The sequence below is a fragment of the Zooshikella ganghwensis genome (genome assembly GCF_018263875.1).
In the GTDB taxonomy this organism is placed as follows: domain Bacteria; phylum Pseudomonadota; class Gammaproteobacteria; order Pseudomonadales; family Zooshikellaceae; genus Zooshikella; species Zooshikella ganghwensis.
In genome coordinates, this window is sequence record NZ_JAEVHG010000028.1 from 1 (window position 1) to 12,362 (window position 12,362).

The 12,362-nt window shown below is 38.7% G+C and carries 9 protein-coding genes, 1 rRNA gene and 1 pseudogene; 6 read left to right on the plus strand and 5 right to left on the minus strand.

The annotated features are described in order from the left end of the window. Positions 1-9: 9 nt before the first annotated feature. A 5S ribosomal RNA gene (rrf, locus tag KHS79_RS23915) occupies positions 10-125 on the plus strand. 464 nt (positions 126-589) lie between these two features. Continuing rightward, positions 590-1,600 (plus strand): hypothetical protein, encoded by a 1,011-nt coding sequence (locus tag KHS79_RS23920; protein ID WP_212722712.1) that lies wholly within the window; start codon positions 590-592, stop codon positions 1,598-1,600. Positions 1,601-1,660: 60 nt separating this feature from the next. On the opposite strand, the gene serA is transcribed toward KHS79_RS23920, so the two are convergent. Continuing rightward, positions 1,661-2,890 carry a phosphoglycerate dehydrogenase gene (gene serA / locus KHS79_RS23925; protein WP_027709860.1) on the minus strand — a complete coding sequence of 410 codons (1,230 nt, stop codon included), beginning with the start codon at positions 2,888-2,890 and terminating at the stop codon, positions 1,661-1,663. A 364-nt stretch (positions 2,891-3,254) separates the two neighbouring features. Between serA and KHS79_RS23930 the strand changes: the two genes are divergently transcribed. Beyond that, complete coding sequence (locus KHS79_RS23930) at positions 3,255-4,649, plus strand: FAD-binding oxidoreductase (RefSeq protein ID WP_212722713.1); 1,395 nt, start codon at positions 3,255-3,257, stop codon at positions 4,647-4,649. 90 nt (positions 4,650-4,739) lie between these two features. Here the strand turns inward: KHS79_RS23930 and KHS79_RS23935 are convergent, their stop codons facing one another. After that, entirely contained in the window at positions 4,740-5,063 is a 324-nt protein-coding gene (locus tag KHS79_RS23935; RefSeq protein WP_084611378.1) for a DUF4404 family protein, read from the minus strand. 49 nt (positions 5,064-5,112) lie between these two features. Between KHS79_RS23935 and KHS79_RS23940 the strand changes: the two genes are divergently transcribed. Continuing rightward, the gene (locus KHS79_RS23940; RefSeq protein ID WP_212722714.1) at positions 5,113-5,793 is read left to right on the plus strand and encodes a fumarylacetoacetate hydrolase family protein; all 681 of its coding nucleotides are present in this window, start codon (positions 5,113-5,115) and stop codon (positions 5,791-5,793) included. Between the two features lie 71 nt (positions 5,794-5,864). Here KHS79_RS23940 and KHS79_RS23945 read toward each other — a convergent pair whose 3' ends face one another. After that, positions 5,865-6,974, minus strand: coding sequence for a DUF3103 family protein (locus KHS79_RS23945; protein WP_094789295.1), 1,110 nt, complete (start codon positions 6,972-6,974; stop codon positions 5,865-5,867). A 747-nt stretch (positions 6,975-7,721) separates the two neighbouring features. Next, on the minus strand, positions 7,722-8,075 hold the full coding sequence (locus KHS79_RS23950; RefSeq protein WP_212722715.1) for a hypothetical protein: 354 nt from the start codon (positions 8,073-8,075) through the stop codon (positions 7,722-7,724). A gap of 631 nt (positions 8,076-8,706) precedes the next feature. On the opposite strand from KHS79_RS23950, the pseudogene KHS79_RS26005 reads away from it, so the two are divergent. After that, positions 8,707-9,300 (plus strand): annotated as a pseudogene (locus KHS79_RS26005) (GDSL-type esterase/lipase family protein); the annotation flags it as partial. 22 nt (positions 9,301-9,322) lie between these two features. Here KHS79_RS26005 and rtcR read toward each other — a convergent pair. Continuing rightward, the gene (gene rtcR / locus KHS79_RS23955; RefSeq protein ID WP_212722716.1) at positions 9,323-10,939 is read right to left on the minus strand and encodes an RNA repair transcriptional activator RtcR; all 1,617 of its coding nucleotides are present in this window, start codon (positions 10,937-10,939) and stop codon (positions 9,323-9,325) included. Positions 10,940-11,115: 176 nt separating this feature from the next. On the opposite strand from rtcR, the gene KHS79_RS23960 reads away from it, so the two are divergent. Beyond that, positions 11,116-12,357 (plus strand): exonuclease SbcCD subunit D C-terminal domain-containing protein, encoded by a 1,242-nt coding sequence (locus KHS79_RS23960; protein WP_212722717.1) that lies wholly within the window; start codon positions 11,116-11,118, stop codon positions 12,355-12,357. The last annotated feature ends 5 nt before the right edge of the window (positions 12,358-12,362 follow it).

Here is a 12,362-nt window from a genome sequence, read left to right on the forward strand (position 1 = left end):
AGGTTTATGCTTGACGACGATAGCGAGTGGGCACCACCTGATTCCATCCCGAACTCAGAAGTGAAACTGCTCAGCGCCGATGGTAGTGTGGCGTTTCGCCATGTGAGAGTAGGACATCGTCAAGCGCATATTGGAAGCCCTGGTACACTGTGCCAGGGCTTTTTACTTTTTAGGGATAATGCGTAAAAAAGCTGGCTGTTTACTAAGCTGAAATGATATAGGGCTTAGATAATCATTAGGGATGCTCAGCTGGTTTCGTTCACCTGTCTTCTTTCTTTGTTATACCCTTAAAAGACCTGCTTAATACCTATTCTTTTGGCTGTAATAAAAAAGCCTCTTCTAAACTTGCCACAGTTCTCGTTATAATTTAGTTATCGTAGTAAGAAGTGATGCTATCACTTGTCGATATACTTATTTTCCTTTCTTATTCGCTTATATCTGTGCCGTGTTTTGTACCATCAGAAAACTAAGTTGATTATGTTTATTAGCAAACCTTGAAACTGAATAGCCACTGGACTTGGTGGGGTATTATTTCAAGAAGCAATGGAACACGGACGAGACGCTAGCGTTAGCTGTAGAGATGATTGGCATGGACAGACAGTTTAAGTTGTACGCCTTTATTAAAGAAATAATCAAAGATACATTTTCCCTTAGCTGGCTTCTTTTTAAAGTCATGATACCTGTATTGATTATCGTAAAGATAATGCAGGAGCTTGGCTTCATTGAATACTTCAGTATGGCGCTAGAGCCTTTAATGGGGCTGATTGGACTGCCATCTTCTATGGGGCTGGTATGGGCTACTACGATTGTAACCAATATTTATGGTGGTATGGTTATTTTCTTTTCAATGCAAGAGCCGATGACGGTGGCCCAAGTGACTGTGCTTAGCGCTTTGATGTTGTTAGCGCATGGCTTGCCAATTGAGGTGAGAATTACTCAGCTGGCAGGTTTGCGAGTCATATTTGTTGTCTTACTCAGGTTAATTAGTGCTTTTATATTCGCCTATTTGTTGCATTTGATTTACAGCAGTGGGAATTGGTTGCAAGACGCAAATGTTATTATCTTTGAGCCTCAAGAGATAGATCATTCCTGGTTAGGCTGGGCTAAAAATGAAACACTTAATTTAATTAAAATTGTAGGTGTGATTTTTTCGTTGGTGACCTTGCTAAAAATATTACGCTTGATTGGGGTTGAGAGGGTTTTGATATTTCTTTTGAAGCCTATTTTAAAAAGAATTGGAATTGCGGAAGAAGCAACAACTATTACTATTGTAGGAGTGACGCTAGGCCTTACTTTTGGTGGTGGACTCTTAATTCAAGAAGCCAATAAAGGACATGTTTCTGCAAAAGATATTTTTTTAGCAATGAGTTTGTTGTCTATATGTCATAGTTTAATAGAAGACACTATTTTAACTTCATTATTAGGTGGACATATTTCAGGAATTTTATTTGTAAGATTGGTATTTAGTTTATTGTTAATTTGGGGCTTGGCTTGTGTAGTCGCAAAATGCGATTCTAAAACAATGGAACGCTGGTTTATGCGCAATAAAAAAGAGGATACTGAAAAAGTCAGTGAACAGCCTTTGGTAGAGAATAAATAAAGCACTTAAGATAATAAAAAAGCCAGAATAAATAACTGGCTTTTTTATATCAGATCTTAATTAATAAAGCACACGACAGCGGATTGTGCCATTGACATGTTGAAGTTTTTCTAGGGCAATTTGGCTCTGTTCTGCTTCAACATCAATAACTACGTAACCCACTTTATCTTTGGTATCAAGAAACTGTCCACTTATATTAATGTTATTTTCAAAGAATATCCGGTTAATTTCTGAGAGTACACCAGGAATATTTTTATGAATATGAAGGATTCTATGTTGTCCAGGATGTGAAGGTAGGCCAACTTCAGGGAAGTTAACAGAAGTAATTGTCGTACCATTGTCGCTGTACTTCACAAGTTTTTCTGCAACCTCTTTCCCAATATTTTCCTGGGCTTCTACAGTGCTTCCTCCAACATGTGGTGTTAGTAAAACGTTATCTATACCTCTTAGTGGAGAGATAAACTCTTCGTTGTTGGACTTTGGTTCTATAGGAAATACATCAATCGCGGCACCTAGTAGTTTTTGGCTACGCAAGGCTTCAGCTAATGCATCTATATTGACCACTGTGCCACGAGAAGCATTAATCAGTACACTACCAGGTTTCATGGCAGCAATCTCGTCTGGCCCAATCATATATTTTGTCGATGGGGTTTCAGGGACATGAAGTGTAACAATATCACACAGACCCAGTAGGCTTTTCATATCTGCTAATTGGGTAGCATTTCCGAGCGGAAGCTTAGTGACAACATCATAAAAGTAAACTTCCATACCTAAAGATTCGGCCATAACGCTTAACTGACTGCCAATGTTGCCATAGCCAATAATACCTAACTTTTTATTGCGAATTTCATAGGCATTCGCTGCCGTCTTCTCCCAACCACCACGATGGGCTTTCATGTTTTTAGCTGGAACTCCCCTTAGTAACAGAATTGCCTCAGCCAAAACTAACTCTGCAACTGAACGGGTATTGGAAAAGGGAGCATTGAAGACAGCAATACCTTTTTCTTGAGCAGAGGATAAGTCTACCTGATTTGTGCCAATGCAGAAGCAGCCAATTGCATTGAGCTTATTCGCAGCCTCAAGCACTTTGGGAGTCAACTGTGTGCGCGAGCGTATGCCAATAAAATGAACATCTGCAATTTTTTCTATAAGCTCCTCTTCTGATAGCGCAGTTGAGAGGTGTTCCACATTGGTGTAGCCATTGGCATTAAGCAACTCGATAGCAGAAGGATGTATGCCTTCTAACAGTAAAAACTTAATTTTATTTTTTTGCAAAGATGTAGTGGCCATATCAGGAAGTTACCATGGTCATAGTGTTCATCAGAGAGCAATAGGTTTCCCATAGTCCGGTACAACGAGCTTACATGGTAAGCATTATTATTATCAGCAGATTGCACACACCGATTAAATCCATTTATTAGAAAGTCCTGTTTAACAAATAGTAAGTTTGAGCATAACAAGAAACAAAGTTGGTGTATTTGGCTATGTTCTCTGCATCGATGGCTCATTTCGCAAACTATAAGGGGGGATAATCATAACATAGTGTGTCAGAATTATGAGCAAGTAAAAGGATGAAACTTATTCAGTCACACTATGAGAAAAGCTGAGTAGGAATAAGGATCGTGAGTAAGTCAACGTTATTGAGAGTAAACCAATGAGTCAACCGGAAATCATAGCTCAACTAAAAGATATTATTGTGGAAGGTAAGGTCCTCACTGATGCTGAATCACTTAGCTTTTATGGTAAGGACTGGACGAAAGTATTTACCCCGGCGCCTCTAGCTATTGTATTTCCCAGAAGTATTCCTGAAGTGCAAGCATTGGTTCGATTTGCTAATAAGCATAAAGTACAACTTGTTGCTTCAGGTGGTAGGACAGGGCTAAGTGGTGGTGCAGTAGCCGCAGCTGGTGAAGTTGTTGTTGCTTTTGACTATATGAATAGCATTAAAGATTTCAATCCGATTGATAGGACTGTGGTTTGTGAGCCAGGAGTGATCACAGAGCAGTTACAAACATTTGCAGAAGAGCATGAGCTTTTTTATCCGGTTGACTTTGCATCTGCTGGCTCTAGTCAGATTGGTGGGAATATTTCAACAAACGCGGGTGGGATAAAAGTTATTCGTTATGGCATGACCCGGGATTGGGTAGCAGGCTTGAAAGTTGTAACGGGTACAGGTGAGTTACTTTCTTTGAATAAAGATCTGGTTAAGAATAATACAGGCTATGACTTACGCCAGCTATACATAGGAGGAGAGGGTACCTTAGGCTTTGTTGTTGAGGCAACAATGAAACTTGTGAGACCTCCTAAAGACCTTACGGTTTTACTGCTGGGTGTGCCCGATATGAGCTCAATTATGAATGTATTAAATAGCTTTCAACAAAAGATTGATTTAACAGCATTCGAGTTCTTTTCAGAGAAAGCGCTACAAAAAGTAGTGGCAAAAGGCGATGTCCAACGCCCCTTTGAGACTCAAGTAGACTACTATGCGTTGCTGGAGTTTGAGTGCTTGAATGAGCAACTTGCTGAACAGGCAATGGAGGTTTTTGAACTATGCTTGGAGCAAGGCTGGGTCATGGATGGGGTGATGAGCCAAAGCTTGACTCAATTGCAGAATCTCTGGCGTTGCCGAGAAGATATTTCGGAAACTATTGCTGAGTGGACACCTTATAAAAACGATATCTCAGTAATTGTGTCTAAAGTACCTGCGTTTCTTGCTGAAGTAGAGCGGGTTGTTACCGAACATTATCCTGACTTTGAAATAATCTGGTTTGGCCATATTGGTGATGGCAATATTCACTTGAATATTTTAAAGCCAGAGCAGCTCGACCAAGAGAGCTTTATAGAAAAGTGTCACCATGTCAGCCAGTGGGTTTTTGAAATTGTGGAAAAATATCAAGGTTCGGTGTCGGCGGAGCATGGTGTTGGCTTGTTGAAAAAAGACTTCCTACAATACACACGAAGCCCAGTAGAAATTGAGTACATGAAGGCTATCAAGCGGATTTTTGATCCAAATAATATTATGAATCCCGGGAAATTGGTTGATATGTAACTGGAAGCAAAGTTAATCAGCTGTACCCTGTGAAGTGTTCATTTGGGCACAGCGATTATTTTTTGTCAGACAGAGAGCGTCTCATTAGGGTTATATACCCATATTATTTAAAGTATCCAGCACTTGCCGTGTTGCAGAAGCAATAGCGGGATGACTTTCAGCGAATTTAATGGCTTCTTCTTCTAGACGGTGTTTAAGCGCTTCAATCGGTGGCTCAGCTTCAGGAGCGTTGATAGCTGTATTTATTTCATCAGCGATTTGACGTAATTCTGCAGTGGTACACTCATCAGCTGCTTCTACATCATCAATGACTTTCAGAAGCTCATCCATGTCTGGTTGCAAACGTTTTGGCGTCATAGCGGTCATCCTAAAAGCTAATGTATTTATAAAGATAATATGCCAGGAAGTACTCATCTGGCAATTTTCCTCTTTTCATTAAACCATCAAAAAGTTGGGAGGGTATGTGACTAAATCACTATGGTGGGAGAATGGACAAAAGGTTGAATGGTCATTAGGAAAAATTGTTTGCGTTGGACGTAACTATGCAGATCATGCTGCTGAGTTGAATAACCCAGTACCAGAGCAGCCATTACTCTTTATGAAACCCGCAACAGCTTATAGTGAGGTAACGTCCTCTGTAAAGCTACCTGTAAGTAAAGGGAGTTTACATTATGAGACGGAGCTTGCGTTATTGATTGGCAAGCCTTTATCGATAAATTCAGGCATTAAGCCAACCGAGGCGATTGTAGGGATAGGCTTAGCCTTAGACTTAACATTTAGAGATATTCAAGCAGAGCTAAAGAAAAAAGGGCATCCTTGGGAGAGGGCAAAAGCCTTTGATGGTTCATGTCCAATAACCAAATTTGTGCATTTTGATTCAAGCTGGTCTCTAGAGGATATTGAGTTTTATTGTTGGATTAATGGTAATTTGCGGCAACATGGTGTGACGAAGGATATGCTGTTTTCAGCTACAGCATTATTAGAAAATATTAAAACAGAATTTACTTTACTACCTGGCGATGTTGTTTTAACTGGGACTCCGGCAGGGGTGGGTGAACTAAAAGGAAGTGAAGTTATTAGGCTTATGTTACAGCACAAGCAGACTAAATTGATTGATCAAACTTTTTCTACTAGTGCTGAATAAAGGTTTGCTGTCCTAACACGTTTAATCAAAATCTGTTTAGGACAGCATGAGCAGTACAATTTAATCGACTTTTATTTGGGTAACGTATAAGGAACCAGGGTTATTTGAGCATTGCCTGATGCTCCATAGTAACCACTATAAGATCTTGCTCTTTCTAAGGTATAGAATGAGTCAACATAGTCATCTTCATTACTGAACCAGCGATCAGGCATTGCTTCAACAATCGCTTGACCAATACCTATGAGTAGACCTATTTCTGGTTGTCCTGCGGCTGAGACGATTTTGCTCACAGCTCCAATAAGCTGCTTGGAAAGCTCTTTATAGTTGTAGTTATCGTCATGCTCATAGAGCATGATATTAGCAGCACCAAAACGATATTGACCCCACATCAACATGATTTGATTTGGGTAATAGGTCTTTTTATCTTCATCTAAATAAGGCATGTCAACAACATTGAGAACAGCTTCTTTTTTAGATGGATTAATGCCTGAAACAATTGCGTAGATTTCTGAACTACCAAGCACCCAGGGTTCATGATCATTGTTTAATCTAATCTCAGTGAGTTTAGCGGTTTCACGCATTCTCTGATTATTTGCAGCACTGCTATATTGAGGAAGATCTTTTTTGTTAAATTTTAGTCCTGCTTTTGCAATTTCTTGATTAAGTACTTTCAAACCTGCCTGTAAGTCTTTTTTACTATTTATATCTATTACAAAAACAGGCATATTTGGCATTTCATTTGGATCTAAATAATGCACATTACCATCTTTATCAAATGCCTCGATAGTTGACCAGTTTTGCTCATTACCATCAGGTACGTATGCTACGAGCCAGTCATCACCTGCTTCCCAATCAGCAAGCATAGACTTATCGGCTAACCTAATTTGTAATAAATTGTCTTCGTAGGTAGCAATGCCTTTGCGCTCAGAAAGAGATAGGTTTGCAGCTGAAACTTTTTTACTTAAGCTTTGGTTATTAGTTGAAGATGTAAGCTGTTGTAAGCTCAAAGATTGTTGATAACGGTGAATATTTTGACGTAATTGGTTATCTATTACTTCACTCTGCAAAGCAATATCTTTAGCTAGCTCTCGAGTGATGGGGGCAATTTCTACAAACTCTGATTGAGCAAGGGTTACAGAGGATAGGCATGATAATACAAAGCCTGCTAATGTTTTTCTCATTTAACGCTCCTTGATATTTACCTAATTGGTAGGCAAGGATGATAGTTTTCATTAGTGAAGATAATATTATTAATATTTTAAATACTGAATTATATAAATAATAACAATATTATCTGACTCCAAACCAAGTAGGCTCTTTGAAAAAATATGCTTTGTTTGTTTTATTACACATGTTAGTTATGATTTACAAACAACAGGCTAGGCGACAATGTTTACTGAGTTTGTTAAATTTCAGCTATTATACCCTTCACGAATGATTTCTAGGTTTTGTTATCTTCACTCCTCACCCCAATCACCTATTAATATAGGCTCATGTGGCTTCGTCACTCGATGGCCGCACCTAAAAACCATTCGCATTGGATATACATACCGCGATCATTTTATTATTCTTTTGGAACGAACACGCTAATACACTTTTGGTGTTTATTAGTGCGAGAAATACTAGCTTAAATTATGTTGCAAAATAACATATTAAAAAGAGATAGATATTCTATCTTTTGACAGACAGCCAAATAATGATAAAGCTGATTTAACTAAATTTTTTACGGATAACTTCTCTATAGTAAAGAGGCAGGTATCCAGGTTCTTAATAGCATTACTCTAATTGTGAATTTGCTAATTAATCAGTTTCTAGCTGGTTCTATCATTGATAAAAGTCAAGCTATTAATATCAAAAAAAATATTCTGAGCGCAAGCATTATTTTTATAAATCAAAAATAAAACCAAAATGTAATAATTGGTTAACAATTAGAGCATGTTGATATACCACTGGCTCTCTGCTTTCAGGCCATTGTATAAGTATTTAATTGCTTTAGATTGCTTGGAAGAATTACTTTTAAGTCCAGTAAAAGAAAGCTCCGTGACTGACTCTCTTATCTGTACTTTATTGCCAGCAGGTAAGATAGAAATAACGGAGTTCGCTGAAGATAAAAGTGACGTTTCATTCGATTGGCAAGTTAACAACCTATCTAGTGAAAAGACGCCACCTTCGCAAGAAAACCCAATATCAGTCAAGATAGTTTTAGATTTATTTAATACTTTATCAATAAATAGGGTTTTATCATCATGGTTGGTCTCAACATATACTTGAGTTGTTATCACTTTTCTCTTTGCTGCACATGAAGTAAGTTGCAGTGTAATTAGGCAGACAAGAAGGGTACAGGAAGATGTAAATAAAAAGTGATTTGTCATATTGTTAGAGTTTGCAAGATCGTGAATGTACTATTAGTTGGAATATATACCCAAAACGAAGGTTTTTTTAGGGGCGGCCGTCAAGCGATGAAGCCCCCGGAGCTTATATTAATAAGTGACTGGGGTGAAGAGTGCTGACAACAAACCCTAAAAATGATTCGTGAAGGGTATAACCATGATTACATCATGAGAGTATCTATTTCGATTTTGTGTAGTCACTTTGTAGTGGGTGTAGCATACTTCACCTGATTATTATTAATATTACCAAAAAATTGAGAAGAAATATCGCTTGAAAAAGGCAGTATTATGACATTTTGAGTAATATTTAAGATATACCCTTCACTTACCATTTTATACGCTCTATCCCCCACGGGTCAGCGAAGCAGTCTTAATATTGAGTAGAGAACTACTATATAGTTATAGCTGGTTTGGTCCCTGTAAACATTAATTCATTACTCGCTACAAAATGGATGAAAAGTGTACAGTTATGCTGAGTAGACTTAAAATGTTTATGGCTTTTATCATGCTTGTATTATTTTTGATGGCTTGGTTTAAGCTGGACTCAAATCCGGATATTGACTCGCCATTAATTTGGCAAGCGCAAATAGCAGCATTTCAAGAAGAAGACCGTAAACGTCCCCCTAAAATAGGGAGTGTACTGTTTGTTGGTAGCTCTAGTATACGGCTTTGGAGAACACTTGCTGAGGATTTCGTACCACTTAGCGTGATTAAGCGTGGATTTGGTGGGGCTACATTAAATGATGTCATCTATTATGCTGAAGAGGTCATTTTTTCATATCAACCCCAAGCCGTTGTACTTTATGTTGGCTCTAATGATATTAAGTCGCCTTCCCCAAAGTCTCCAACTGAAGTATTACACTTAACAAAACAGTTAGTTGAGAAAATTCATAAGCGATTGCCATTAGTACCCGTATTTTTTATTGCCATAAACCCAACACCAAAACGTTGGCATTTATGGCCAGTGATTCAGCAAGCTAACAAATTGATTAAAATGTATGCAGACAAACAACCAAACGTGATATTTATTGATAGTGCAGGGCTTTTTTTGGATAAAAAACAGTCACTGCGGTACTCATTATTTAAAAAAGACCAGCTTCACTTGAATCAAGCTGGTTATGCTCAATGGTTAAGGGTAATTAAACCGGTGCTGATGAAGCATTTAAAGAATGAATCTGCTCAAAGCTCAAGTCATATTTTCCGAGATAAGTTCTTAGTCTGTGAGAGTCATTGGGTGTCTTTTTCAGGTTTCTGGAAATATTGAACAGCTTTCTACCAGCTTCCGCTAAGCTTTTCGCATTCAAACACGCGTTAATCACATATAAAAGCTGCTGTTGATCAAATAAGTCAATATTTGCTATCGCTTCTTTTGAGAGGAACTGTTCTAGCGCTATTCCTTGCTTGTCAGCTAGAGGTGTTGGAGACTGCCATGCCCTGTTGAGCCGGAGAATTTCTTCTTCTACAACACTTTCTGTAATTCGTCCTCCAGGTGCTAGCGTGGCCATTCTTAATACACATGCATTAAGGTCCCGAAAGTTTGCTTTCCAAAGTGCCACTGGTGATAAAGCAAAGTTTAAAAATAAGGTTTTGGCCGCACTATTAAATGTCACTAATGATCCATGTTGTTTAGCAAATTGCTGTAGCTCATATTCAAGGTTAGGTTCTAGGTCTTCAATTCTGTCACGGAGGCCAGGAAGGTCATAGCTCCATAAATTGATTCGTGCGAGTAAATCTTCTCTAAATCTGCCTTCCAGAACCGCTTGCTGTAAGTTTTGGTTTGTGCCAGCGATTAACTGGAAGTTGCTATGAATAGGCTGGTCACTTCCCATTGGGTAGAATGTTTTTTCTTCAATAGACTTTAGAAGCATTGCTTGTTCATCGAGTCCTAATTCACCTATTTCATCAAGAAATAACAGTCCATCATGTGCCGTTTTTAGTAGACCTAAACGAGACTGTAGAGCACCTGTAAAAGCTCCTTTTTTGTGACCAAAAAGAGTAGACATAGCATTGTCGCCATGTAATGTCGCACAGTTTATAGCAACAAACTCACCTTTAACCTGTCCACGCTGTTTTTTTAGTGCGAATATTTGTCTGGCTAGCTGTGATTTTCCCGCTCCAGTAGGTCCTGTGAGCAGGATTGGTGCTGTAGAGCGAATAGCCACTTGTTCAAGCTGGTTTATCAGCCTATTAAATTGTACGTTACGTGTTGAAATACCAGACTTAAGTAACTGTTCACCAACAAGCTGCTCATTGCGGAAACGCTGGGCTATTTGGTCATATTTAGATAGATCTAAATCAATAACGTGATACTGCCCCTTGGCACCAATGCTGGGGGATGGAGAGGTTTGTAAAAGCTTGCCCGGAAAATAATGGGCTTCAGTGAGGAGGTAAAGACAGATTTGAGCAACGTGAGTGCCTGTGGTTATATGAATATAATACTCGTCGTTTTCACGATCAAATGAATAGCTGCTCGCAAAGTCGTGTAAGGCACCATAGACTTGTTCGAAGTCCCAGGGATCTTCCCAGCTTACTTTATGAATGTTAACTGCGGTGTTAGGCGATATTTCTTTTATATCCTCAGCTACTTTTTGCCCCATTCGCATATAATTGGGGTGAAGAATCATTTCTAACCGGTCAATATGAAGCTCAGGGTGCATACAAACTGCCACATTGGGGCGCCACTTATCCCAGCGATTGGCACCACGACCTTTTTGGTCAAGCACGGTTCCTAACAGGCTGATTACTACAGTAGCCATTTACTTATCCTATCTGATATTTAATATCATATAAGATAATAGTAGAAATGGTGAACCTCGTATACATGCCTTTATCAAACTGATTTAAGTCACGAGACTCTTAATATTTTGTATTGCGTGCTGAGTGTTGTGGGTGGTTATACTGCAGCTGGTTTATTAAAAGGAAATCGATTCTGATGAAAATTCTTCACACTTCTGATTGGCATCTTGGGCGTACCCTGTATGGCAAGAAACGCTATGTAGAGTTTGAAGCATTTTTATCCTGGCTTACTTCGACAATTCAACTGCATCAAATTGATACTTTGTTAATTGCTGGAGACGTGTTTGATACTAGTACACCTAGCCATCGATCTCAGGAATTGTATTATCGTTTTCTATGCGATGTCTCTGGAACCTGCTGTAGGCATATCATAGTTATTGCCGGCAATCATGACTCACCTTCATTTCTTAATGCGCCAAAATCATTATTACGAGCATTAAATGTACATGTTGTAGGGGCTATTACAGAAAGCCCTGAGGATGAAGTCATCACCTTGTATGATGAATCAAATACACCGCAAGCGATAGTGTGTGCTGTACCTTATCTAAGAGATAAAGATATTCGTAAGGTTGAGCCTGGTGAAACACTTGAAGATAAAAATATCAAACTTGTAGAGGGTGTAAAGCAACATTACAACAGGGTTTGTTCAATTGCTGAAGGAAAACAAAAAAACTTTGAAAATGCAGGATATACAGGGATACCTATTATTGCAATGGGACATCTTTTTACAATGGGAGGGAAAACTATAGAGGGGGATGGGGTCAGGGAGTTGTATGTTGGTTCATTAGCGCATGTTGGTAAAGATGTTTTTCCCTCTTCAATTGATTATCTTGCATTGGGCCACTTACATATTCCACAGTGTGTGGCGGGTACACAGCACATACGTTATTGTGGCTCACCTATACCAATGGGATATGGCGAAGCTTCACAGCAAAAAAAGGTAGTTATTGTGGAGTTTAAAGATAGTACGACGGGTATTCATGAGTTAGAGATACCGTGTTTTCAAAAGCTGGAACGCGTTTCGGGCTCGCTTGATGTGATTTTGGTTAAAATAGACCAGTTAAAATTAGAAAAAAGCTCTGCATGGTTAGAAATAGAGTATATCGGTAAAGATGTTATTAGTAACCTTCGTGAAGTTTGTAATGAAGCTGTGGTAGGCACTGAAATGGAAATCCGAAGAATAAAAAATAAGCGGGTTATTGATAAAGTGATGTGTGCTATGCAGGAGGAAGAAACACTCGATGATTTGGATGTCAGTGAAGTGTTTAAGCGTTGTTTAGATGCACATAATGTCCCTAATGAAAAACGGACAGATTTAATAAATTCGTATAATGAAATCATTAAATCTCTCTATGAAAAAGACATTAATGCTGAATAGAGAGA

Excerpts from the sequence above, each read along its gene's own strand:
- KHS79_RS23920 (WP_212722712.1), top strand. The coding sequence starts at position 590 with ATGGACAGACAGTTTAAGTTGTACGCCTTTATTAAAGAAATAATCAAA.
- serA (WP_027709860.1), bottom strand. The coding sequence starts at position 2,890 with ATGGCCACTACATCTTTGCAAAAAAATAAAATTAAGTTTTTACTGTTA.
- KHS79_RS23930 (WP_212722713.1), top strand. The coding sequence starts at position 3,255 with ATGAGTCAACCGGAAATCATAGCTCAACTAAAAGATATTATTGTGGAA.
- KHS79_RS23935 (WP_084611378.1), bottom strand. The coding sequence starts at position 5,063 with ATGAGTACTTCCTGGCATATTATCTTTATAAATACATTAGCTTTTAGG.
- KHS79_RS23945 (WP_094789295.1), bottom strand. The coding sequence starts at position 6,974 with ATGAGAAAAACATTAGCAGGCTTTGTATTATCATGCCTATCCTCTGTA.
- rtcR (WP_212722716.1), bottom strand. The coding sequence starts at position 10,939 with ATGGCTACTGTAGTAATCAGCCTGTTAGGAACCGTGCTTGACCAAAAA.
- KHS79_RS23960 (WP_212722717.1), top strand. The coding sequence starts at position 11,116 with ATGAAAATTCTTCACACTTCTGATTGGCATCTTGGGCGTACCCTGTAT.